The organism is Mycobacterium montefiorense (assembly GCF_003112775.1).
Classification (GTDB): domain Bacteria; phylum Actinomycetota; class Actinomycetes; order Mycobacteriales; family Mycobacteriaceae; genus Mycobacterium; species Mycobacterium montefiorense.
The window spans coordinates 401,684-422,547 of record NZ_BFCH01000018.1 but is presented as its reverse complement, the minus strand read 5'-3'; the positions used below and the strand labels follow the sequence as shown (position 1 = coordinate 422,547).

The 20,864-nt window shown below is 67.3% G+C and carries 21 protein-coding genes; 10 read left to right on the top strand and 11 right to left on the bottom strand.

The features are described from left to right. Window positions 1-109 precede the first annotated feature (109 nt). The gene (locus DB708_RS14565; protein ID WP_108924247.1) at window positions 110-520 is read left to right on the top strand and encodes a nitroreductase family deazaflavin-dependent oxidoreductase; all 411 of its coding nucleotides are present in this window, start codon (window positions 110-112) and stop codon (window positions 518-520) included. A gap of 154 nt (window positions 521-674) precedes the next feature. On the opposite strand, the gene DB708_RS14560 is transcribed toward DB708_RS14565, so the two are convergent. The 4 genes from DB708_RS14560 to nadA are packed head-to-tail and all read right to left on the bottom strand — an operon-like array spanning window position 675 to window position 5,183. Then, the gene (locus tag DB708_RS14560) at window positions 675-1,703 is read right to left on the bottom strand and encodes an alcohol dehydrogenase catalytic domain-containing protein (protein WP_108922905.1); all 1,029 of its coding nucleotides are present in this window, start codon (window positions 1,701-1,703) and stop codon (window positions 675-677) included. Between the two features lie 11 nt (window positions 1,704-1,714). After that, a complete protein-coding gene (gene nadC / locus DB708_RS14555) occupies window positions 1,715-2,569 on the bottom strand; it encodes a carboxylating nicotinate-nucleotide diphosphorylase (RefSeq protein WP_108922903.1) in 855 nt (284 codons plus the stop codon). After that, a complete protein-coding gene (locus DB708_RS14550; RefSeq protein WP_108922901.1) occupies window positions 2,569-4,134 on the bottom strand; it encodes an L-aspartate oxidase in 1,566 nt (521 codons plus the stop codon). The genes nadC and DB708_RS14550 overlap by 1 nt, the downstream gene beginning before the upstream one ends. Further along, window positions 4,134-5,183: a quinolinate synthase NadA gene (gene nadA / locus DB708_RS14545; RefSeq protein WP_108922900.1), complete on the bottom strand. Its 1,050-nt coding sequence runs from the start codon at window positions 5,181-5,183 to the stop codon at window positions 4,134-4,136. Before nadA ends, DB708_RS14550 begins: the two co-directional genes overlap by 1 nt. A 46-nt stretch (window positions 5,184-5,229) precedes the next feature. Between nadA and DB708_RS14540 the strand changes: the two genes are divergently transcribed. Beyond that, complete coding sequence (locus DB708_RS14540; protein WP_108922898.1) at window positions 5,230-5,952, top strand: NUDIX hydrolase; 723 nt, start codon at window positions 5,230-5,232, stop codon at window positions 5,950-5,952. Window positions 5,953-6,064: 112 nt separating this feature from the next. Continuing rightward, complete coding sequence (locus tag DB708_RS14535; protein WP_108922895.1) at window positions 6,065-7,405, top strand: lipase family protein; 1,341 nt, start codon at window positions 6,065-6,067, stop codon at window positions 7,403-7,405. On the opposite strand, the gene DB708_RS14530 is transcribed toward DB708_RS14535, so the two are convergent. Genes DB708_RS14530 through bioB form a run of 3 tightly spaced genes read right to left on the bottom strand, consistent with a single transcriptional unit; the run spans window position 7,400 to window position 9,327 of the window. Then, window positions 7,400-8,095 carry a DUF2567 domain-containing protein gene (locus DB708_RS14530; RefSeq protein ID WP_108922893.1) on the bottom strand — a complete coding sequence of 232 codons (696 nt, stop codon included), beginning with the start codon at window positions 8,093-8,095 and terminating at the stop codon, window positions 7,400-7,402. The genes DB708_RS14535 and DB708_RS14530 overlap by 6 nt on opposite strands. Continuing rightward, window positions 8,044-8,271, bottom strand: coding sequence for a biotin synthase auxiliary protein BsaP (gene bsaP / locus DB708_RS14525; protein WP_108922891.1), 228 nt, complete (start codon window positions 8,269-8,271; stop codon window positions 8,044-8,046). The genes DB708_RS14530 and bsaP overlap by 52 nt, the downstream gene beginning before the upstream one ends. A gap of 18 nt (window positions 8,272-8,289) precedes the next feature. Continuing rightward, window positions 8,290-9,327 carry a biotin synthase BioB gene (gene bioB, locus DB708_RS14520; RefSeq protein WP_108924245.1) on the bottom strand — a complete coding sequence of 346 codons (1,038 nt, stop codon included), beginning with the start codon at window positions 9,325-9,327 and terminating at the stop codon, window positions 8,290-8,292. A 173-nt stretch (window positions 9,328-9,500) separates the two neighbouring features. Between bioB and DB708_RS14515 the strand changes: the two genes are divergently transcribed. The 4 genes from DB708_RS14515 (at window position 9,501) to DB708_RS14500 (ending at window position 13,362) form a co-directional block, all read left to right on the top strand. Next, window positions 9,501-9,680, top strand: coding sequence for a hypothetical protein (locus DB708_RS14515; protein ID WP_108922889.1), 180 nt, complete (start codon window positions 9,501-9,503; stop codon window positions 9,678-9,680). 112 nt (window positions 9,681-9,792) lie between these two features. Continuing rightward, entirely contained in the window at window positions 9,793-11,637 is a 1,845-nt protein-coding gene (locus DB708_RS14510; protein WP_108924243.1) for a hypothetical protein, read from the top strand. A gap of 4 nt (window positions 11,638-11,641) precedes the next feature. Then, window positions 11,642-12,004, top strand: coding sequence for a hypothetical protein (locus tag DB708_RS14505; protein ID WP_108922887.1), 363 nt, complete (start codon window positions 11,642-11,644; stop codon window positions 12,002-12,004). Further along, complete coding sequence (locus DB708_RS14500; RefSeq protein ID WP_108922885.1) at window positions 12,001-13,362, top strand: hypothetical protein; 1,362 nt, start codon at window positions 12,001-12,003, stop codon at window positions 13,360-13,362. The genes DB708_RS14505 and DB708_RS14500 overlap by 4 nt, the downstream gene beginning before the upstream one ends. Here the strand turns inward: DB708_RS14500 and DB708_RS14495 are convergent. Genes DB708_RS14495 through DB708_RS14480 form a run of 4 tightly spaced genes read right to left on the bottom strand, consistent with a single transcriptional unit; the run spans window position 13,359 to window position 17,008 of the window. After that, window positions 13,359-13,862: a 2'-5' RNA ligase family protein gene (locus DB708_RS14495; RefSeq protein WP_108922883.1), complete on the bottom strand. Its 504-nt coding sequence runs from the start codon at window positions 13,860-13,862 to the stop codon at window positions 13,359-13,361. The genes DB708_RS14500 and DB708_RS14495 overlap by 4 nt on opposite strands. Next, window positions 13,862-14,542, bottom strand: coding sequence for a dethiobiotin synthase (gene bioD, locus DB708_RS14490; RefSeq protein ID WP_108922881.1), 681 nt, complete (start codon window positions 14,540-14,542; stop codon window positions 13,862-13,864). The genes DB708_RS14495 and bioD overlap by 1 nt, the downstream gene beginning before the upstream one ends. Then, a complete protein-coding gene (locus DB708_RS14485; protein ID WP_108922879.1) occupies window positions 14,539-15,687 on the bottom strand; it encodes an 8-amino-7-oxononanoate synthase in 1,149 nt (382 codons plus the stop codon). The genes bioD and DB708_RS14485 overlap by 4 nt, the downstream gene beginning before the upstream one ends. 4 nt (window positions 15,688-15,691) lie before the next feature. Beyond that, on the bottom strand, window positions 15,692-17,008 hold the full coding sequence (locus tag DB708_RS14480) for an adenosylmethionine--8-amino-7-oxononanoate transaminase (protein ID WP_108922877.1): 1,317 nt from the start codon (window positions 17,006-17,008) through the stop codon (window positions 15,692-15,694). Between the two features lie 62 nt (window positions 17,009-17,070). On the opposite strand from DB708_RS14480, the gene DB708_RS14475 reads away from it, so the two are divergent. The 3 genes from DB708_RS14475 to DB708_RS14465 all read left to right on the top strand — a co-directional run bounded on the left by DB708_RS14475 (window position 17,071) and on the right by DB708_RS14465 (window position 20,838). After that, window positions 17,071-17,565 (top strand): hypothetical protein, encoded by a 495-nt coding sequence (locus DB708_RS14475; RefSeq protein WP_108922875.1) that lies wholly within the window; start codon window positions 17,071-17,073, stop codon window positions 17,563-17,565. A 335-nt stretch (window positions 17,566-17,900) separates the two neighbouring features. Further along, complete coding sequence (ripD, locus tag DB708_RS14470) at window positions 17,901-18,557, top strand: NlpC/P60 family peptidoglycan-binding protein RipD (RefSeq protein ID WP_108922873.1); 657 nt, start codon at window positions 17,901-17,903, stop codon at window positions 18,555-18,557. A gap of 103 nt (window positions 18,558-18,660) precedes the next feature. Beyond that, on the top strand, window positions 18,661-20,838 hold the full coding sequence (locus DB708_RS14465) for an acyltransferase family protein (protein WP_108924241.1): 2,178 nt from the start codon (window positions 18,661-18,663) through the stop codon (window positions 20,836-20,838). Window positions 20,839-20,864: the final 26 nt, after the last annotated feature.

Below are 20,864 nucleotides of genomic sequence, written 5' to 3'. Positions count from 1 at the left end.
GATGGGGGTGTGGCAGTCACAGCATCCATTGTCCCAGAGGAACTCAAATCAATATCCGACCGGTACAGTGCCGGTAATCAGCGCACAGACGTTCCGCAAGGGAGCCGGCATGTCCACAAAGGATCACCCGAACAACGCCCCGGGCATTCCGATGGTGTATCCGACATGGTTCGAGAACTTCCAGGTCAAATACGTCAACCCGGCGCTGAAGCCGATCGCGCGATTCCTGCCCGGAACGGGCACTATCGAGCACCGCGGCCGCACCTCGGGCAAACCGTACAAAACCATCGTCACGGCCTACCGCAACGGCAACGTGTTGGCGGTCGCGCTGGGCCACGGCAAGACCGACTGGGTGAAGAACGTGCTGGCTGCCGGTCAGGCTGACCTGCACTTTGCCCGCAAGGTCGTGCACATCACCAATCCCAGGATTTTGCCCGCCGGCTCCGACGGCACGGGTCTGCCGTGGCTGGTGCGCCTGCAGCTGCGTCGCATGGCTGTTTTGGTCAGCGATATCGCCTGACCAGCCTGAACTGCCGCGCGGCGTCCTGCCGCGTTGAGTGTGCGCCGACGGATTCGAGTGTGCGCTCACGGCGGCCAGCATCGGCGTGTCGCCGCCCAGGACACACACTCAAGGGCCGGAACACACCCTCGACGCGAAGACCGGGAAGCAAGGTCTACGCCCTGGTGAAGACCGTCTTGCCGGTCATCGTCGGCCATACCGAGGGCGCGTCCGCCCAGGGCACCACCCGATCGACGGCCGGTGACAGGTCGCAGCCAGCGGCTAGCAGTTTCAGTACCGCGGGGATGGCCGAACGCGCGTTGACCCGCCCAGTGACAAACCGCACCCCGCGGGTGTACATCGGCAGCAGCGGCATCTCGACCATCGGCTGGTAGTAGACCCCGGTGTCTGTGCATACACCGTCGGGCCAGGTCGCACGCAGCGTCGCGGCCAGTAGCGACGGGTCGGCGGAAGTGTGCACGGTGACCGGATACGGCTCCCAGGACTTGTCCGGCTTGACCCGGTCATGGACGACCGCGCCGAGCTTTTCGGCTGCCGCCAGGCGGCGAACGTCATGGTCGACGTAGTCGACACGGACTCCCAGCGCCGCCGCGAACGCCGCCGCGTAGAGCCCGATCGACAGCTTGCCGATCACCAGCACACGGCGGTCGGCCGGATCGAGCGCGGCCAGTTCGGCCGCATACGGCCCCACCGCCCGCCAGCCGTCGGGAATGTTGTCCGACAGCGAGGCAATCGCGGTGGGCGCCACGCCATCCGGGATCGGGATCAGCATCGCGTCGGCGTAGGGCACCAGCACCTCATCCGACATGAATCCCCCACCATTCAGACCGGCCAGCGGGCCCAGACCGTACATCGCCATCAACGGCACCGAACCACACGAGCCGGTCACGCCGCGGCGGCACCGCGAGCAACTACCGCAGCTGATCTGGAACGGCACCACCACCCAGTCACCCGGCCCGACGGTTCCGACGGCGTCGCCGACGGCCACGACCTCGGCCAGACCCTCATGCCCGACGGCGTATCCGGGCGGCAGCGGCGCCTGGCCATTGGCGACCGCGACGTCAAGGTCGCAGCAGGCCACCACCAGCGGCCTGACCACCGCTTGTTCCGGTGCGGTGATCTCCGGCTCGGGCACGTCGCGCCACGCATACCGCCCGGCTTCTTCGAAGGTCAGCTGCCGCATCTCGGCCCGACCTACATATCCAGGCCGATATCTAGCACCCGCACCGAGTGGGTCAGTGCGCCGACGGCCAGGTAGTCCACTCCGGTGCCCGCATATTCCGCGGCGGTGTCCAGGCTGAGCCCGCCGGAGGACTCCAGCAGCACCGCCGGTGCGCGGGAGTCACGACGCTGCACAGCGATTTGGGTCTGCCACACCGGGAAATTGTCCAACAGGATCAGCTCCGGCTTCTCCGGCAGTACCTCGTCGAGCTGCTCGAGCGAGTCGACTTCGACCTCACAGGGCAAATCGGGTGCGGCCTCGCGCACCGCCCGCAACGCCTCGACGACCGATCCCGCGGCCGCGACGTGGTTGTCCTTGATCAACGCGGCGTCGCCCAATCCAAGGCGATGGTTGACCCCGCCGCCGATCCGCACGGCGTACTTCTGCAGCGCGCGCAGCCCGGGCAGCGTCTTGCGGGTATCGCGGACCTGGGCCTTGGTGCCGCTCACGGCATCCACCCAGGCCGCCGTCGCCGTCGCGATGCCGGACAGGTGGCAGATCAGGTTCAGCATCGTCCGTTCGGCGGTCAGCAGGCCCCGGTTGCCCGCCCGCACCGTCAAGACCGGCTGGCCGGGTTGCACGTGGGCGCCGTCCTCGACGCGGTCGAGCACCTGGTACCCGTCGGCGCCGAGCACCTCGTCGAGCACCAGCAAGCCGACATCCAATCCGGCGATCACGCCCGGCGCGCGCGGCACCATCGAGGCCGTGGCCTCACCGTCGGGCACCGTCGCGAGTGTGGTGATGTCGGGCCCATAGCACAAATCCTCTTCCAGGCCACGGTGAACGGTCTCGCGAGCGGCGGCCAGTTCGCTGTCGGACAACGTCATCAGGACACCGCTGCCAGGGCTTCGGCGCACACGGTGTCGGCCAGCCGGACCACGATGCTGCGGGCTTGTTCCGGCGCGGTGTCGGGGTACTCCGCACGGTGATGGCAGCCCCGGCTTTCGTTGCGGGCCAACGCCGCGGCGGCCACGGCGCGCGCGGTCAGCGTCAGCGCCACGTCCTCGAAGTCGCGACGGCCATCGACAGTGCGGACGCGCGCCCGCGACAGCGTCTCGGAGAGGCGCTGCAGCCCAACGGCGTCGCGTACCACCGACGCGTCCTGGGCCATTGCGGTCTGTAGTTCGCGGCGCTTCGAGGCGGTGTGGGTAATCGGCTCGGGCGCGGTCGCGGAGATCCGTCCCGTCGCGAGCGCGTGCGCGGCGGCGGCCTTCCCGGCGCGACCACCCACCACCAGGCCTTCCAGCAAGCTGTTGGACGCCAAGCGATTCGCGCCGTGCATCCCGGTGCGGGCAACCTCGCCGGCGGCGAACAGCCCGGGCAGCTCGGTCTGACCGTGCACGTCGGTGACCACGCCGCCGCAGCTGTAATGCGCGCCGGGAACAACGGGGATGGGTTGGGTGACCGGGTCGACGCCGGCGGCCCGGCATGAGGCGGTGACGTTGGGGAAGCGAGCCTCGAAGCCCTCGATGCCGCGCGCGTCGAGGTAGACGCACTCGTCGCCGGTGGCCTTCAGCCGCGCGTCGATGGCTCCCGCGACGACATCGCGCGGCGCCAGGTCACCCATCGGGTGAACACCAGCAGTGACCGAATTGCCTTGCCGGTCAATTAATACCGCACCTTCGCCGCGAATGGCCTCGGTGATCAGTGGCCGGCGACCACCGGCTTGGCCACCGAACAACATGGTCGGATGGAACTGGATGAACTCGAGATCGCTGATCGGGACGCCGGCCCACAAGGCCAAAGCGATTCCGTCGCCGGTGGATCCGTCGGGATTGGTCGTCGCGCTGTAGAGATGTCCGAGCCCGCCGGATGCCAGAATCACCGAGGGCGCGCTGACGATCCCGACGCCGTCCGGATTGCCCACCGCTACGCCAGTCACCGCGGCGCCATCGTGCAGCACTCGCAACGCCACGTGGCTGGTGCGAATATCCAGCGTCTGCGCGGCGTGGTCGAGCGCTCGCTGAACCTCGGCGCCGGTGGCGTCGCCGCCGGCGTGCACGATGCGGCGTCGCGAGTGCCCGCCTTCGCGGGTGAGAGCCCACTTGCCGGGCACCGCTTCGTCGAATCGCGCGCCGTTGGAGACCAATTCGGTGACCGCGCGATAGCCGTCGGCGACGATCGAGTACACCGCTTGCGGATCGCACATGCCCGCGCCCGCCACCATAGTGTCGGCGACGTGGGCGTCGACGGAGTCGTCGTTGTCCGGCAGCACGACCGCGATACCACCCTGCGCGTAGTGCGTTGCGGTGACGCCGTAGGTCTGCTCGGCCTTGCTGAGCACGACTACGTTGCGCCCGGCGCGATGGGCGGCCAGCGCGGCCGCCAATCCCCCTACGCCCGTACCGATCACCACGACGTCAGTGTGGTGTGTCCAAGCGGGGCGGGTCATCACTCGCCGCCGCCGGGCTGGCCGATCTCGATCATTCGCTGCACGCTGCGCCGGCCCACCGCCGCGACATCCGGGTCGACGTCGACCTCGTCTGCGCCTTCCACCAGGCAGCGCAGCAGCGCCCCGGGGGTGATCATCTTCATGTATTTGCATGAGGCGCGGTCGTTGACCGCGCGGAAGTCGACTTCCGGTGCGGCTCGGCGCAATTGGTGCAACATGCCAACCTCGGTGGCGACCAGGACCTTGCGGGCGTGCGTCTCGTGTGCCGCGTCGAGCATTCCGCCGGTGGAAAGGATCTTGACCCGGTCGGCGGGAAAGGCACCCTCACCAGCCAGGTACAAGGCCGAAGTGGCACAGCCGCATTCGGGATGCACATAGAGTTCGGCGTCGGGATTGGCGCGGGCCTGCTCGGCGAGCTCGTCGCCGTTGATGCCGGCGTGCACATGGCATTCACCCGCCCACACGTGCACGTTCTTGCGGCCCGTCACCCGGCGGACATGCGCACCCAGGAATTGGTCCGGGCAGAACAGCACCTCTCGATCGGGGTCGATCGACTCGACCACGTCGACCGCGTTGGACGAGGTGCAGCAGATGTCTGTGAGCGCCTTCACGGCCGCCGTGGTGTTGACGTAGGAGACGACGACGGCGCCGGGGTGCTCGTCTTTCCAGGCGCGGAGGTCGTCGGGCGTGATCGAATCTGCCAGCGAGCAACCGGCCCGCTGATCCGGGATGAGCACGGTCTTCTCCGGGCTCAGGATCTTGGCCGTCTCGGCCATGAAGTGCACGCCGCAGAACACGATGGTGTCCTCGGGTACGTCGGCGGCGATCCGCGACAGCGCGAGCGAGTCTCCGACGTGGTCGGCGACGTCCTGAATGGCGGGCAGCTGGTAATTGTGCGCGAGCACGGTGGCGCCGCGCAATTCCGCCAAACGACGAATCTCGTTGGCCCACTGCTCATCGCCGTCCACGCCGCCGTAACCGTTGGGGGAATTGGTGATGCTGGCAACCATGTCTTCGGCGAGCGTGTCCATGCGATTCATCACCGTCACGGCGGCTCCTCTCGACTCAGGAGGTTTTCGACTTATAATCGAAAACATGCCCAATGGTAGCACCGCCCATGAAGTGCTCGCGGTTGTATTCCAGGTTCGCCAGGTTGCCGAGCAGGTTAAGGGAGCCTCCCGAACGGGAAAACCGCAGCTAAACGTGCTGTTATGGGAGCGTGCGCGCGACCCGCAACGAGGCTCCTGGTCACTTCCGGGCGGACGATTGCGCAACGACGAAGACATGATCACCTCCGTCCGGCGTCAGCTGGCCGAAAAGGTGGACCTGCAGGAGCTGGCTCACTTGGAACAGCTCGCCGTGTTCTCCGACCCGCACCGGGTTCCGGGCGCGCGGGTGATTGCCTCGACCTTCCTGGGCCTGGTGCCCTCCCCCGCCACGCCCGAGCTACCGCCGGACACCCGGTGGCACCCGGTCAGCGCATTGCCGCCGATGGCGTTCGACCACGGCCCGATGGTGACACACGCGCACACACGACTGATCGCCAAGATGTCCTACACGAACATCGGATTTGCCTTGGCTCCAAAGGAATTCGCACTTTCCACACTGCGTGACATCTATGGCGCGACCTTCGGCTATCAGGTGGACGCGACGAATCTGCAGCGGGTGCTGGCGCGCCGCGGCGTGATCACGCAAACCGGAACCATCGCGCAATCAGGTCGTAGCGGCGGACGACCGGCAGCTTTGTACCACTTCACCGACGCTGCGCTGCGGGTCACCGACGAATTCGCCGCGCTACGGCCGCCCGGCCAGCCTTGATCGGCGCCACGGCCAGCCGCTCAACGAGAAATGGCTCACAACCCGGCCATTACATTTTGGTTACCGCCCGTTCATACGGGAAAATGCCGGGTGGCCTAGAAGGGATCCCTGAATGGTTGAACTCGGCAATTTAGCAGGTAGCGACGGTGCGGAATGGATCGGTCGGCCGCCGCACGAGGAATTGCAGCCCAAGGTGCGCCCGCTGCTGCCCTCGGACGACCCGTTCTACCAGCCACCGTCGGGCTTCCGGCACGCCGAGCCCGGGACGGTGCTGCGTTCCCGCGACGTCGAACTGGCACTCCTCGGCCTGATTCCACAACCCGTTTCGGCCGTCCAGCTACTCTACCGCACGACGAACATGAACGGCGCCCCCGAGGCTTGCGTGACGACCGTGATCGTCCCGTCCGAACGCGTCCCAGGCCAGGCCTGCCCGCTGTTGTCCTACCAGTGCGCGATTGACGCCATGTCGTCGCGCTGTTTTCCGTCCTACGCGCTGCGCAGACGGTCGAAGGCGCTGGGTTCGATAGCTCAATTGGAGCTCTTCATGGTGGCTGCCGCCCTCGCCGAAGGCTGGGCGGTCTCGGTGCCCGATCACGAAGGCCTGCAGGGGATTTGGGGCGCGCCGATTGAACCCGGCTATCGCGTCCTGGACGGTATCCGGGCCGCCCAGAGTTCGGACCGGATCGCGTTGTCGCCATCGGCGCCGATCGGGTTGTGGGGATACTCCGGCGGCGGCCTGGCCAGCGCGTGGGCAGCCGAGATGTGTGCCGACTATGCGCCGGAGCTGGACATCGTCGGGGCGGTGCTGGGATCACCAGTCGGCGACCTGGGCCACACCTTCCGCCGGCTCAACGGTGGCGTGTTCGCGGGCTTGCCCGCGCTGGTGGTGGCGGCGCTCGCGCACATCTACCCCGAGCTGGATCGGGTCATCACCGAGCACACCAACGACGAGGGCCGCGCCCTGCTGAACCGACTGGAAAAGATGACGACGGTCGGCGCGATCGTGCGAATGGCCGGCAAGAACATGGGGACCTATCTCGACGAGCCGCTCGAGGACATCCTGTCTTCACCCGAGGTGTCGCACGTCTTCGACAGCATCAAGCTGGGCGTCGCCACGCCGGCGCCGCCGGTGTTGATCGTGCAGGCCGTGTACGACTACCTGATCGACGTCCACGACATCGACGCGCTGGCCGACGCCTATTCGGCCGGCGGCGCGGACGTCACCTACAACCGCGACGCGTTCAACGAACATGCGTTGTTGCACCCGCTGTCGGCTCCGATGGCGCTTCGCTGGCTCACCGACCGCTTCGCCCGCCGGCCGCTGAAGGACCATCTGATCAGAACCACCTGGCCGACGGCGTTCAACCCGATCACCTATGCGGGCATGCTTCGCCTGGGCGTCATCGCGGCCAAGGTCATCACCGGCCGAAAGATTCGCCGCCGCCCGCTATGAGACGGAGGCTTCCGGCTCCATCGGCGACGTGTACGACGGCTGATCGGTAAGTCCCGAGCTACCCAAGTCGTCGTGTGCACTGCCGGCCGCCAGCAGGGCATACACCAGTGCCGCGACGCCGGCGGGCCACAACAGCGTGGTGGCCATCTGTAGCGGCCCGAGTCCGAAGAACACCGGCGGCGCCTCGACGACGTAGGACACCGCCGGACTTCCCAGCAGCGGCACCTTGTCGACGTCCAGCGCGCCGTAGCGCAGCAGCACCAGCACCGCCCCCACTCCCGAGGCCACCGCGGCGGTGCCCACCATGCCGATCGTCAGGCCGATCACCATGGCTGGCCCGCGAAACCGGCGCCACTGCCACGCCAGCACCGGCGCGACGACCGCCAGCACCGTCAAAAGACCCAACATCAGGCACGGCACGTCGAAGAAGTGCTGGGATTCCGAACCCAGGTACTCGTGCACCCGCTCGCCGGCGTGAGTCATCGCGACCACCAAGTGAATCGGCGGAGCCATCCACGCCCACAGTCCGCCGATTAACACCCCAGTCGCCGAGAATCCAACTGCCACAAGCAAAATCGCACGCAACCGCGATGCGTGGCCGGCGGACTCGGGAGCTGCCGTGGGAACCGCAGGTCCCGTCACCGCCGAGTCTCCAAGTCCGCCGAGTCCACTTCGCCGTGCCGCGAGCATCGCGCCCGCCAGCCGTCAGGGCGAACCTGGACGATCATCCGGCGCCCGCATTCGGCGCAAAAGCGCGGGGGTTCAAGGCCCAGCTGGGCCGCGGTGGGCACGGTCGTACCCCCCAATTCCCCGGTATAGACGTTGTAGACGCCGGCGCCGACCGGAGCGCCCAGATCTGGAACCACAAGACTCAAACCTAGCCGCTACAAGCTCGCGTTAAGCCCCTTAATGGGCATCTGCAGATCCTCGAGCAGTTCCAGATCGGATTCGGCGGGGCGGCCCAGCGTGGTCAGGTAGTTCCCGACGATCACCGCGTTGATGCCGCCCAGGATGCCCTGCTTGGCGCCGAGGTCGCCCAGGGTGATCTCCCGACCACCGGCGAAACGCAGCATGGTGCGCGGCAACGCCAGCCGGAACGCGGCCACCGACTTCAACGCCTCGCTGACCGGCATCACCTCGAGATCGCCGAACGGAGTGCCGGGCCGCGGGTTGAGGAAGTTCAGCGGTACCTCGTCGGGGTCGAGCTCGGCGAGGTCGGCCGCAAATTCCGCGCGCTGTTCCAGGGTCTCTCCCATACCGAGGATGCCGCCGCAGCAGACCTCCATGCCGGCATCACGCACCATCGTCAGGGTCTGCCAGCGCTCTTCCCAGGTGTGCGTGGTGACGACGTTGGTGAAGAACGACTTGGCGGTCTCCAAGTTGTGGTTGTAGCGGTGTACGCCCATCGCGGCGAGCTCGGAGACCTGCTCGGGGCTCAGCATGCCCAGCGAACAGGCAACGTTGATTTCGACCTCGTTGCGGATCGCCTCGATACCGGCCGCCACCTGGGACATCAGTCGTTTGTCCGGACCGCGGACAGCGGCCACGATGCAGAACTCGGTGGCACCCGACTTCGCGGTTTGCTTGGCGGCCTCGACGAGGCTCGGAATGTCCAGCCAGGCGCTGCGCACCGGCGAGGCGAACAAGCCGGACTGGGAGCAGAAATGGCAGTCCTCGGGGCAGCCTCCGGTCTTGAGGCTGATGATGCCCTCGACCTCGACCTCGGGGCCACACCAGCGCATCCGCACCTCGTGGGCCAGCCCGAGCAGCTCCTCGAGCCGCTCGTCGGGCAGCTGCAACACCTGAAGAACTTGGTCCCGGCTCAGTCCCTTGCCGTCCTGGAGCACCTGCTGGCGGGCTACCGCCAGGATGTCCGCGTCATGGCCGGCTTCGGTGGTGGGTCGAGTTGCCGCTTGAGTCACCAAGTACTCCCCTGCATCTTTGTCGTGTCCGCATCTGCGGTCACATCCGCCACAACGTCGTGGCAGCCTGAACGAAACGGTGTTCAAAGTAGGGTAACGGCCCGCGCAGACCCGCCCGCGACGTGGGCGAGCCCCGACCGAGGAAATGGCGACCGCAGGGGTATACGACCACGATGGCTGCTCAGCATGTCGAGTACCTGGCACACCACTGGATTGTGTTGGCGGTGCCGGCCTTCCTGCCGGCCGTGATCGTCGTCGCCGTGGTCCTCTATGTCGCGTTGAAGGACCGCCGTGATGTCCAGGCGGAGGATTCCCGGGAGCCGGGCACAGCTCCGGACGACAAGGGTGATTGACACACCCTCAATCGGGGCATTACACCTTGGATCGCCAACCTAGCCGGCGGTAACAAGTGTTAGCTGGATCGGATCTCCCGGGACGTCCCGGCGCAGTAGGGAGGACATGACAATGGTGTCATCGGGACTGCCGCTTCTGGCCGAACCGTCGGCCCGCGGTGCCGGACTCAACCAGGTGATCGGGCTGTCGGTCGCCGCGATGGTCATCACGTTGGTCATGTTGTGGGTGGGCCACGCGCACCGCACACATCGCATCACGTGGTTGACCCGGCTGGCCGACAGGCTGGGCAAGATATTCCACCGGCCCAGCTGGGTGGCGCTGCCGGTCCTGGTTTTCACCACGTCGATCATCTGCGCCCTGTTCGGCTTCATCTGGGATGTCAGCTGGCATATCGGCAACGGCCGCGACCCCGGGCCGCTGGCTAACCCGGCGCACTACTTCATCATCATCGGCCTGTTCGGGGTGTTCCTGGCCGGGATGATCGCGATCGTCATCCCGTTCGAGAAGCCCGGTCCGGCGGCGGTGCGCATCACCCGCAACTGGCACGCTCCGGTCGGCGGCGTGCTGATGGCCGGCTGCGGGCTGTACGCGATGATCGGCTTCCCGCTCGACGACATCTGGCACCGGATCTTCGGGCAAGACGTTACCCTTTGGGGTCCAACACATTTGATGATGATCGGCGGTGTCTGCTTCTCGCTGTTCGCGGTGCTGATGCTAGAGCACGAAGGCGAGGCCGAGCAGGCTTCGAAACAAGCCTCGCAAGCCGCTCATGGCGCGTTCATCACCTTCCTGCGCTACCTGTCCTTCGGTGGCATGTTCATCGGGCTGTCGGTCTACCAAATCGAATACGACTTCGGCGTCGAGCAATTCCGCCTGGTGTTGCAGCCGATGATGATCGCCTTCGCGGCCGCCCTGGCGGCGGTCGCCGCCCGCGTCACGATGGGCCGCGGCGCGGCGATCATCGCGGCGTTGTTCGCAGTCGCGCTGCGCGGTGGGGTCGCGTTGCTGGTGGGCCCCATGCTCGGCGCCCCAATCAACTGGTTCCCGCTCTACCTGGGCCCCGCGCTGGTGGTCGAACTGCTGGCGCTGACGCAGGTGTTCAAGCGCCCCATCGTTTTTGGCGCCGTCTCCGGTCTGGTCGTGGCGACGGTCGGGCTGTGGCTGGAGTCGCTGTGGATTTCAGCCGTGTACCACTACCCGTGGCCGGTCAGCATCTGGGGCGAGGCCCTGGCCATGGCGATCCCGGTGGCCGTGCTGTCCGGGATGTGCGGAGCGCTGTTCGGCATGGTGTTGACCGGGCAGCGGTTGCCGAGCCGCTCGATCGGTATCTCGGTGGTGGTGGCGACCGTGTTGGTGATCGGCGGCGCGGTGGCCAACGGCCTGCATATCGTGGTGCCGCAACAAGGCAGGGCCGCCATCACGCTGGCCGAGCTACCCAGCGCCCCCGGCAAGCGCATGGCGTCCGCCGATGTGCAGCTGACGCCGGCCAATACGGTTGGCTCGCAGCCGGATTGGGTGACGATTCTGTCCTGGCAAGGCCGGATGGACAACCAGCGTGGCCTGGTGATCGACCGCCTCGACAAAGTCGGCCCGGGCCACTACCGGTCCACCCGGCCGGTTCCGGTCTGGGGTTCGTGGAAGACGCTGTTGCGGATTCAAGACGGCTACACGATGACGGGCGTACCGATCTTCGAACCGGCCGATGACGCCATTCCCGCGGCCGAGGTTCCCGCCCTGTCCTCGATCGACCGGCCGTTCGTGCACGAGATCACCATCCTGCAGCGCGAGCGTGACCAGAACGCCCCCGGCTGGCTGTACAACATCGGTTCGATCGTCGTGCTGATCCTGACGCTGATGGTCATCGCCGGCCTGACGTGGGGCGCGGGGCGGATCAACAATGCCCAGTCCGAGCCGGAACCGGTGCAGGAAAAGCAACCACTCCCGCGGGCGGCATAAGTCAATGACGTTGCGCAGCAGGCTGTTTGCAGCGTGGGTGATGGTGCTGATGTGTGCTGTGATCGGCTGTGGTGGTTCGCCGGGTCAGGGCACGGCCGGACCGTTGAACATCGACGTCACCATTTCCCACGGCCAGGTCACTCCGACGAATGCGAGGCTGCAGGCGAAGGTCAAACAGGACATCACCCTGCACGTCGCCAGTGACGCCACCGATGAGCTGCATGTGCACTCGGTGCCCGATCACAAATTCCAGCTCGCGGCCGCGCCCGATCAAGTCTTCCACTTCAGCGTCGACGTCCCCGGCAACGTCGAGGTGGAACTCCATCACCTGGACCGCACGATAGCGACGATTCAAGTCCAACCGTGACGGCCGATCCTGTGCTGCTGGCACATGGCCTGGGCGGGTCGGGCGATCTTCCGGTGCCCTACCTGTACGCGATGGTCGGTGCGGCGTGGGCGCTGACGTTTACGTTCGCTTTGGTCGCCTTCGCCTGGCGGCGACCGCGGTTCGATCCGGATGCGCCCGGCCACCCGCTGCCGGTGTGGGTGACGACGCTGGTCGACGCGCGCGCGACGCGCTGGACGGCGGCGGCCGTGGCCCTGGCTTTCGCGGTGTGGGCGGTGCTGGCCGGGGTCTTTGGTCCGCAAACGCAAGCCAACGGTCTGCTCGGGGCGTTCTATGTGCTGCTGTGGGTCGGGCTGGTCGCGCTGTCGCTGGCGGTCGGGCCGGTCTGGCGAGCGATCTCACCGATGCGCACGGTGTACCTGCTGCTGCGGCGTGCGCTACCGGAACGGCTGAGCCGGCCGCGGCTCTCCTGCCCGGAAAGCTGGGGATACCGCCCGGCCGCGGTGGGGCTGTTCGCGTTCGTCTGGCTGGAACTGGCGAGCCCGAACTCCGCGTCGCTGCCCTGGGTGCGGGCTTGGCTGCTGGCGTACGCGGTGGTGTTACTGGTCGGGGCGTTGCTGTGCGGGCAGCGCTGGCTGGCCAGGGCCGACCCGTTCGGCGTGTACAGCATGGCGGTGTCGCGGCTGTCCCCGTTTCGCCGGTCGACGACGACCGGGCAGATCGTTGTCGGCAACCCGTTCGATCATCTGCCGTCGCTGCCCGTGCGGCCCGGAGTGGTCGCGATGCTGGCGGTGCTGCTCGGGTCGACGGCGTTCGACAGCTACTCGTCGTCACCGACCTGGCGCAACTTCGCCGACAGGGTTTCGCGGCCGACGCACAGCATGCCGGTCACCCTGTCGTCGTCAGAGCTGAAGACGGTCGGGTTGCTGGTCTTTATTTCGTGTGTCGCACTGACCTTTTCGCTGGCCGCGCGGGCAACCGGCGGGCTGGACCGCGAGCAGCGTCGCGCACTACCCGGCCAGCTGGCGCACTCGCTGATCCCGATCGTGGTGGGCTACATCTTCGCCCACTACCTGTCTTATCTGGTCGAGCGCGGACAGCAGGCCGTCATTGCGCTCGCCGATCCACTCGGTCATGGCTGGAATCTGTTGGGACTGGCGCATTTACAGGTGGCCTACCTGCTGTCCCAGCATCCGCCGGTGCTGGCCACCATCAAGGTCGCCTGCGTGGTGACCGGGCACATCGTCGCAGTGATCGCGGCGCACGACAAGGCGTTGCGGCTGCTGCCGGCCGGCCATCAGCTCACCGGGCAACTCACCATGATGGTGGTGATGGTCGGCTACACGTTCACCGGCTTGTACCTGCTCTTCGGCGGCTAAAGCAGGTGCTCGACCCGCTCGTTGCCGTCCCACCGGCGCAAGCCGGCAAAGCTACCCTCCAGCTGCGCCCGACGGCCGCCAATACGCAGCGCCCGCCCCAGCTGGGCCTCACCGACGAGGCGCGCCAGCGTGACGTGTGCGGTCCACTGCCCGGGAAGGCTGTTGGCCATCGGGGCTGGCGCCAAGTGCGGGCGACACAGCCGGTGCACCTCGGCGTGCAGCGCCAGCAGCTCTTGGCTCGGCACCAGCAGCCGGGCGAACACGGCGTTGCTATGGCCGAACAACACGGGCGCGCCGATCAGTGCGCCCAGTGCAAGCCGTTGGCTGACGGGACGCAGCAGCTCGTCGACGTCGGGCGAAATGCTTTCCGCGACGGCCAGTGTGACGTGTGGACGGCTGGCGGCATGGCTGCTGATTCCGGCGTCCGCCAGCTCTTCGGCGATCCGGCGGACAGCGGCCTCGGTGTCGCGGTCGAAGACCAGTTCGATCGAATGCACCATCAGCCGACCAGCGTCCTCACCCAGTCGGGGTCGAACGCCGCGGCGCTCATCGCAGCGAAGTCGTCGACGCTCATCGCGGCGGCTCCGGCGGGCAGCGCGGCCCGCACCGGTGCCAGCCGGGCCAGGGCCGGCAGGTTCGAGGTCTGCACCAATCCGGGCTGTCGCGGCCAGCTGCCGACTACCAGCCCGGCACATGTAATATGTTGTCCAGCAAGTGATTCCACGGTGAGCGCGGTGTGGTTCAGGGTGCCCAGTTCCGCGGTGACGGTGACCAGCACCGCAGCACCCAGGTCGGCCGCGAGATCACGCAGGGTGACGCCGGCATCGGCGATTTCGACCAGCAGCCCGCCGGCGCCCTCGACCAGGGTGAGCCTGCCCGCGCGATCCAGGTGGCGAATACGCGCGAGCATTTGATCGCGGGTGGGCAGCGTCGCGCCGGCCTGCTCGGCCGCGGCCACGGGCGCCAGTGGTTGCGGATAGCGAGCCACCCCGGCGGTCTCGGTGACCCCGGACAGCCGGGTCACCTCGGCGAGATCGTCGTCGCCCGAGTCGGTGCCGGTCTGAACGGGTTTGCACACCGCGACGTCGATGCCCGCCTGACGCGCGTAAGCGGCCAGCGCGGCGACGGCGACCGTCTTGCCAACCCCCGTGCCGGTACCCGTGACGACCAGGACAGTCAACGGCGCGCCACGGCCAGGACGTCGGTCAGCACGCGGCGCGCCACATCCAACTCGGCGGCGTCCAGGGAGGCACGCGCCGAGAGCCGCAGCCGCGATGTCCCGGCGGCCACGGTGGGGGGCCGAAAACAGCCCACCCGCACACCCGCGTCCAGGCAGGCGGTCGCGGCGGCCAGCGCCACCTCCGGTTCGCCCAGAATCACCGACACCACCGCCGACTGCGGCGCCTCGAGCACATCGCAGACACGGGCGAGTTCACGGGCATTGCGCAGCACCGCCGCGGGCCGCCAGACCTCGCTTCGGAGCACGTCGAGCGCGGCGAGCGCGGCGCCGACGGCGGCCGGCGCCAGGCCGGTGTCGAAGATGAACGGGCGGGCCGCATCGATCAGATGAGCCCGCACCTGCGCCGGCCCCAGCACCACGCCGCCCTGGCTGCCGAGCGCCTTGGACAGCGTCGTGGTCATCACCACGTCGGGCGCACCGGCGAGTCCCAGCTCGTACAGCAGCCCGCGGCCCTCCCCGCGCACGCCGAGCCCGTGTGCCTCGTCGACGATCAGCAGCGCCCGGTGGCGGCGGCAGACATCGTGCAGGTCTCCCAGCGGGGCCAGTGCGCCGTCGGCGCTGAACACCGAGTCGGTGATGACGACGGCCCGCTCCTCGTCGCGCGATCTCAGCGCCGCATCGACCGCGTCGACGTCGCGGTGCGGCGTCACCGCCACCCGGGCCCGCGACAGCCGGCAGGCATCCACCAACGAGGCATGCGAATGCGCGTCGGAGACCAGCAGCGAACCGGGGCCCGAGAGCCCGACGACCGCGCCGAGGTTGGCCAGGTATCCCGAGGAGAACAGCAACGCCGCCGGGGCGCCGACATAGTCGGCCAGCTCGGCCTCGAATTGCTGGTGCAGTTCGGTATCGCCGGTGACCAGGCGCGAGCCGGTCGCCCCGGCTCCCCAAATGCGCAGCGCCGCGACGCCGCCATCGATCACGTCCGGATGCTGGGACAGTCCCAGGTAGTCGTTGGAGGCGAGGTCCAGCTCGGTGGCGACCGCCGGGCGCGGCCGCAGTGAGCGACGCAGCGCGGCCTGCCGGCGCTGCCGTTCGACAGGCTCCAGCCAGGCGAGCGGGGAAACCTCGATCGGTGCCTTCATCGCCTTAGAGACTACGAGAGCCGACGAGCCGGCTGACCTCGACCATCGCCGAGGTGATCCGCGCGATGTCCTCAGGCCCGCAGATGTAGGGCGGCATCGCGTAGATCAGGTTACGGAACGGGCGCAGCCAGATGCCGTGGTCCAGCGCCGCCGGGGTGGCCACGGCCAAGTCGACAGGTGCAGTGCATTCGATGACGCCGATGGCGCCGCGCACGCGCACGTCGGCCACGCCGGGGAGAGCTCGCGCCGGCTCGAGTCCCCGCGCAAGCCCGGCCGCGATCTCGGCGACCCGCGACCGCCAGTCGGTGGCCAGCAGCACTTCGACACTGGCCACCGACACCGCACAGGCCAGCGGATTGGCCATGAAGGTGGGGCCGTGCATCAGCGCGCCGGCCTCACCGGCGCTGATGGTGTGTGCGATGTCGGTGGTGCACAACGTGGCGGCGAGGCTGAGGTATCCGCCGGTCAGCGCCTTGCCAACGCACATGATGTCCGGGCTGACACCGGCGTGATCGGCGGCGAACAACTCCCCGGTGCGGCCGAATCCGGTGGCGATTTCGTCGAAAATCAGCAGCACGTCGTGCCGGCTGCAGATGTCGCGCAGGTCGCGCAGGTAGCGCGGATCGTGGAAGCGCATGCCGCCGGCGCCCTGGACGACGGGTTCGACGACGACGGCCGCCAGCTCGGCCGCGTGCCCCGCGAGTTGCTGCTCGAAGGCCGCGCTGTAGGCCGCGTCGTAGTCACTGGGTACCTGTGGCGCGAAGACCTGCCGGACCAGGATGTCGGCCCACAGCGAATGCATGCCGCCGTCGGGGTCGCAGACACTCATCGGCGTGAATGTGTCGCCGTGGTAACCGCCCCGCCAGGTCATCAGCCGGTGTTTGCCGGGCAGGTCGCGGCTGCGCCAGTACTGCAGCGCCATCTTCACCGCGACCTCCACCGACACGGACCCGGAATCGCTGAAAAACACCGTTTCCAGACCGGCCGGCGTGATCTCCACCAGCAGCTGTGCCAGCCGGGCCGCCGGTTCGTGGGTCAGCCCGCCGAACATGACGTGATTCATCGTGCCCAGCTGGGTCGTCAGCGCCGCGTCCAGCACCGGGTGGCCGTGACCGTGGATCGCGGTCCACCAGGAACTCATCGCGTCCAGCACCTCGACCCGCTCACGATCCCTGACCAGCGTCAACCAGGCGCCGCGGGCACCCACGGCCACCACGGGGGCGACGGATTCACTGCCGATGGTGCTGTACGGATGCCACACGTGCGTGGCGTCGATCGCGCTGATGTGCTCGGGCGTCAACCCGGATGTCGCCGCAGGCATAGCAACCGAGAGTAAAGCAGCCGGGTCGCACAAAACCCAGCCATCGGGGAGCATCTATCGGCATGGCGTTGCCGTTCCCGTTCGAAGACTCGCACCGCGGCGAGGGCGCCGGGTCCCCGCCGAGGGCTCAGCAGTCCGGCGACCCGGCCAATTTTCAGCCAATGCCATACGGCACCAACGATTCTGACGAACAGAAATCACATGTCATTCGCCTTCGGGTGGCGCCCTGGGACCTGATCGCCACGCTGACACTGGTGACGCTGCTCGTCATCCTGGCCACGGCGACAACCTGGCCGACCAGGCTCTACGGCTTCCTGCACGAGGTGTGTTCGGACGAATCGTGTGGACTGGTGCCCTTCGGAATCGACGTGTACATCTACCCGGTGGCCTGGGGCGGTATCGGTGCGGCGATCGCGGCGGCGGGGATCGGACCGTTCGTTTCCCTGCTAAAGGGCTGGTACATGTCCTTCTGGCCGGTGCTGTCGCTGGCGATCATCATGGTGAGTTCCGTGATCGGCGATTCGCTCACCGTCTTCAGCTCGCGGTATTGGCACTGATTCGAACGGGGTCGTTCGGCCGTTACGATCACGCACCGGCGTGAGACCAAAATCACAACCGCCGATAAAGATTTGAGCTCGGCGGTCACCTTCCGGTCACGGTCCGACAAAAAATCTTTCATCGAGCTTACCAGCTATTTTCCGGGTGTGAGTTCTGTTGTAAAAGTGTCTGTAGTGACTGGTGTGACTCACCGGGTGAACCGACTGATTCACGTCCCCGCAAGGAGGCGGCGTTCGATCCCAACGAAGGGGTCTGCGCGAGTCATCGAACGGCCGCCAACGCGCCACCGCGCGAAGGCCTTATCCCGACCGAGTTCAGGAAGGTTGGAACTCCAATGAAGCGCATCTATTCGTTTGCCATCGGCCTCGCCATGCTGGCGGCGCCGATGGCCGCCACCCCGGTGATCGCCGCCGCCGACCCCAGCGTGCGGGCCACCGACTACCAGCAGGCCACCGACGTCGTCGTCATGCGTGGTCTTTCGCAGCGCGGCGTGCCGTTCTCGTGGGCCGGGGGCGGCATCACCGGCCCCTCCCGCGGCACCGGCACCGGCATCAACACCGTCGGCTTCGACGCCTCGGGCCTGATGCAGTACGCCTACGCCGGCGCGGGCATCAGGCTGCCGCGTTCGTCCGGCGCGATCTACCGGGCCGGCCAGAAGGTACTGCCGCAGCAAGCGCAGAAGGGCGACATGCTCTTCTACGGTCCCGACGGCACGCAAAGCGTCGCGATGTACCTGGGCAACAACCAGATGCTCGAGGTGGGCGATGTCGTGCAGGTGTCACCGGTGCGCGTCAACGGCATGACGCCGTACCTCGTTCGGGTTATCGGGGCACCGCTGCAGCAGGCTCCGCTGCAGCAAGCGCCTTTGCAGCAACTGCCGCCCCAACAGGCGCCGGTGCAACAGGTGACGCCCGCGCAACCGGCTCCAATTCCGCAGTTGCCGTCGCTGCAGTCGCTCCTGCAGCCGGCCCCGACGGGTTTCGGCCGGTAGGTTTCGCGACCGCTGGAAAAACGCCACTTGCTCCGCTGAGCAGCATCGCCGCGAGGTGAGCGCTCAAGAGCAGGTGGCGTTTTTGGGTAAGTTAACGGTGATCATGCAGACCACGTCACCGCATCCGCCGCCAGCCGCCACGGCGAAACCTGGCGCTACCGGCGCGCTCACCACGGGATCTGCGGGCTTCTATCGCTTCGATCTCGACGGCTTGCGCGGGATCGCGATCGCGCTGGTCGCCGTGTTCCACATCTGGTTTGGCCGGGTCTCCGGCGGTGTGGACGTGTTTCTGGCGCTGTCCGGGTTCTTCTTCGGCGGTAAGGTCCTGCGCGCCGCGCTCAACCCGACTGTGTCGCTGTCGCCCGTAGCAGAAGTGATCCGGCTGATTCGCCGTCTGGTTCCCGCTCTGGTCGTGGTGCTGGCCGGGTGTGCGGTGCTCACCATCCTGGTGCAACCGCAAACGCGCTGGGAGACCTTCGCCGACCAGAGCCTGGCCAGCCTCGGCTACTACCAGAACTGGGAGCTGGCCAACACCGCGTCGGACTACCTGCGGGCGGGCGAAGCCGTCAGCCCGTTGCAGCACATCTGGTCGATGTCGGTGCAGGGGCAGTTCTATGTCACCTTCCTTTTGCTGATCGCCGGCTGCACGGTGCTGTTCCGGCGCCCGCTCAAGACTCAGCTGCGCACCCTGTTCTTGGTGCTGCTGAGCATCCTGACGGTGGCCTCGTTCGGCTACGCGATCTTCGCCCACATCGATGACCAGTCGATCGCCTATTACGACAGCTTCGCGCGCGGCTGGGAGTTGCTGCTGGGCGTGCTCGTCGGTGCGGTCGTGGTCTACATCCGCTGGCCGATGTGGCTGCGCAGCACCGTCGCCGCCGTCGCGCTGGCAGCGATCGTGTCCTGCGGCGCGCTGATCGACGGCGTCGACGAATTTCCCGGCCCCTGGGCGCTGGTGCCCGTCGGGGCCACCATGCTGATGATCCTCGCCGGCGCCAACCTGCAGGGCGACCCCGACACCGACGGCCGGATGCCGCTGCCCAATCGGCTGCTGGCCACCCGGCCCCTGGTCGAGCTGGGCGCCATCGCGTACTCGCTGTACCTGTGGCACTGGCCGCTGCTCATCTTCTGGCTGTCCTACACCGGCCACAAGCACGTGAACTTCGTCGAAGGCGCGGGGGTGCTGCTGGTCTCCGGGGTGCTCGCGTACCTGACCACCCAGCTCGTCGAGGATCCGCTGCGCTACCGGGCACCTCAGCGATCTGCACCGGCAACGGCCGCCGCGGAGCTGCCCTGGTGGTCGGGGTTGCGCCGGCCGACGATGGCGCTGGGCACCGCAGTCGTGCTGCTGGGCGTCACACTGACCGCGACCTCGTTCACCTGGCGTCAGCACGTGACGGTCTTGCGGGCCGCCGGCAAAGGACTGTCCGTACTCAACCCGCAGGACTATCCCGGTGCCCGCGCCCTGACCGAACACGTGCGGGTGCCGACGCTGCCGATGCGACCCAGCGTCCTAGAGGTGAAGGACGACCTGCCGGTCTCGACACATGATGGCTGCATCAGTGACTTCGTCAACCCGGCAGTGGTCAACTGCATCTACGGCGACCTCGCCGCCACCCGGACCATCGCACTGGCCGGCGGCTCGCACGCCGAACACTGGCTGCCGGCGCTGGATCTGCTCGGCCACGCGCATCAATTCAAAGTTGTGACATATCTCAAAATGGGCTGCCCGTTGTCCACCGAGCAAGTCCCGCTGATCATGGGCAACAACGCGCCCTACCCACAGTGCCGCGAGTGGGTACGAACAACGATGGACAAGCTGGTCGCCGACCGGCCCGATTACGTGTTCACCACAACAACGCGGCCATGGAATATCAAGTCGGGTGACGTGATGCCAGCGACCTACATCGGGATCTGGCAGACGTTGTCCGACAACAACATTCCGATCCTCGGCATGCGCGACACGCCCTGGCTGGTCAAGGACGGCCAGCCGTTCGACCCCGCGGATTGCCTGGCCAAAAAGGGCGGCAACGCCACGTCGTGCGCGATCAAGCGTTCCGACTTGCTGTCCGATTACAACCAAACCCTCGACTTCGTCGAGCAGTTCCCGGCGCTCAAGGTGCTCGATATGTCAGATGCCATCTGCCGCACTGATGTTTGCCGTCCAGTCGAAGGAAATGTGCTGATCTACCACGGTGCTCATCACCTGACGCCCACGTACATGCGGACCATGGCCGACGAGCTGGGCCGCCAGATCGCGGCTGCCACCGGCTGGTGGTAGCTCGGACAGGAACGTCGACCGCGGAT

Bases quoted from the DNA above. Each gene is read 5' to 3' on its own strand.
- ripD (WP_108922873.1), top strand. From the start codon at position 17,901: ATGAAGCGCATCTATTCGTTTGCCATCGGCCTCGCCATGCTGGCGGCG.
- DB708_RS14480 (WP_108922877.1), bottom strand. From the start codon at position 17,008: ATGCCTGCGGCGACATCCGGGTTGACGCCCGAGCACATCAGCGCGATC.
- nadC (WP_108922903.1), bottom strand. From the start codon at position 2,569: ATGACGTTGTCCGACAGCGAACTGGCCGCCGCTCGCGAGACCGTTCAC.
- DB708_RS14560 (WP_108922905.1), bottom strand. From the start codon at position 1,703: ATGCGGCAGCTGACCTTCGAAGAAGCCGGGCGGTATGCGTGGCGCGAC.
- DB708_RS14465 (WP_108924241.1), top strand. From the start codon at position 18,661: ATGCAGACCACGTCACCGCATCCGCCGCCAGCCGCCACGGCGAAACCT.
- DB708_RS14540 (WP_108922898.1), top strand. From the start codon at position 5,230: ATGCCCAATGGTAGCACCGCCCATGAAGTGCTCGCGGTTGTATTCCAG.
- DB708_RS14495 (WP_108922883.1), bottom strand. From the start codon at position 13,862: ATGGTGCATTCGATCGAACTGGTCTTCGACCGCGACACCGAGGCCGCT.
- DB708_RS14505 (WP_108922887.1), top strand. From the start codon at position 11,642: ATGACGTTGCGCAGCAGGCTGTTTGCAGCGTGGGTGATGGTGCTGATG.
- DB708_RS14565 (WP_108924247.1), top strand. From the start codon at position 110: ATGTCCACAAAGGATCACCCGAACAACGCCCCGGGCATTCCGATGGTG.
- DB708_RS14515 (WP_108922889.1), top strand. From the start codon at position 9,501: ATGGCTGCTCAGCATGTCGAGTACCTGGCACACCACTGGATTGTGTTG.
- DB708_RS14510 (WP_108924243.1), top strand. From the start codon at position 9,793: ATGGTGTCATCGGGACTGCCGCTTCTGGCCGAACCGTCGGCCCGCGGT.
- DB708_RS14485 (WP_108922879.1), bottom strand. From the start codon at position 15,687: ATGAAGGCACCGATCGAGGTTTCCCCGCTCGCCTGGCTGGAGCCTGTC.
- DB708_RS14550 (WP_108922901.1), bottom strand. From the start codon at position 4,134: ATGACCCGCCCCGCTTGGACACACCACACTGACGTCGTGGTGATCGGT.
- DB708_RS14475 (WP_108922875.1), top strand. From the start codon at position 17,071: ATGGCGTTGCCGTTCCCGTTCGAAGACTCGCACCGCGGCGAGGGCGCC.
- DB708_RS14535 (WP_108922895.1), top strand. From the start codon at position 6,065: ATGGTTGAACTCGGCAATTTAGCAGGTAGCGACGGTGCGGAATGGATC.
- DB708_RS14530 (WP_108922893.1), bottom strand. From the start codon at position 8,095: ATGCTCGCGGCACGGCGAAGTGGACTCGGCGGACTTGGAGACTCGGCG.